Source organism: Desulfovibrio sp. 1214_IL3152 (assembly GCF_036763055.1).
Lineage (GTDB): Bacteria > Desulfobacterota > Desulfovibrionia > Desulfovibrionales > Desulfovibrionaceae > Desulfovibrio.
The window spans coordinates 1-1,280 of record NZ_JBAIYW010000298.1; the positions used below are offsets into that span (position 1 = coordinate 1).

The window sequence follows — 1,280 nt, forward strand, 5'->3', positions numbered from 1 at the left end:
CGTCAGTGCCTGCCACAGTCCGGCCTGCACCGCCCTTTCGTGGCGGGCCAGCAAAGCAACGCTGCACCTGCGGGTCGGCGCGGCAAATTGCAGGGTGTAAAAATTATTGCGCCCCGCAGGCGCGGCCACAGCTGAAAGCCCCTGGCGGGCAGCACTTTCGTTCAATGCGCGGCGCGTTGCCTCAAGCACATAGGGTTTGGCCCCCACCGCTCCGCTTGAACTGCCCTCGTGAATGCGCCAGTGGTAGAGCACGTGCGGCACGTGAACAATCTGCTCCGGGCCGAGGCATTCCGTGGCGCGCAAACTGAGATCATAATCCTGCGATCCTTCCAACCCAGGCCGCAAGCCGCCAAGGCGGCGCAGCAATTCTGTGGAATAGACAGAAAAATGCCAGACATACTGGGTCCAGGGGTCGAAATCCGCCTTGAAAATGGGCGTACGCCGGACACCACGGGAATCAACCTTGTCTTCGTCACTGAAGGCCAGCCCCAGACGAGGCACGGACGCGGCCACTTCAGCCATCTGCTCAAGAGCGGTCGGGGCCAGCAGGTCATCGTGGTCAAAAAAACCTGTCCAGGGCGCGTCGACCATTTCCAGCGCACTGTTGCTTGCCAGAGAAATATGCCCGTTGCTTTCGCGCCGCACGTATCGCAACCGCACGTCTTGTGCGGCATAAGCACTCAAAATTTCAGGTGTATACGGGTCTGTGGAAGCGTCATCAGCAATGCAAAGCTGCCAGTGGGGGTATGTCTGACCCAGAACAGAATCCAGTGCCGCACGCAAATGTTCCGGCTGCGGGCTGTACACAGGCATTACAACGGCAATCTTGGGCCATTGGTGACCAACCATCAGCTCACTGTACCGTTTTTCCTGTGCCGCACATTCTTTCGGAGCGGCTCCTGCAATGGAGCTTTCCTGTTCCGCAAGCTCCAGCCAGGCGTCGTAAACCGCAGGACAATTGTCCAGGCCGCAGGTATACAGCCCCTCCTCTTGCAGGGCGCGCATGCCGGGACGTAAAGATTCGCGCCTGAAGTCTTTCGCCCGCTGCAACCATTCCCCGGCCTGTGCCGCCAAAACGGAATATCCCTCCGCATGGCCGTAGTCGCGCAACCTGCGGGCGGCCTTAACATACCAGGACAAAGCACGGGGCAGGCTGTCGGGCAGGTCACGGCAAAGGGTCAGAGATGCGCATTGCTGCGCGTGAGGCAGAAGCCCGATCATATCAAGCAGGCTTTGCGGCCCGGGATCATGTCGCCAACGCAGCCATGCTGACATGCCGG

1 protein-coding gene is annotated in these 1,280 nt (G+C 60.1%); it reads right to left on the bottom strand.

Annotated elements, in window-relative coordinates; genetic code table 11:
- A partial coding sequence (locus V6C07_RS06420) for a glycosyltransferase family 2 protein (protein WP_333535524.1) occupies positions 1-1,280 on the bottom strand: 1,280 nt, incomplete at both ends.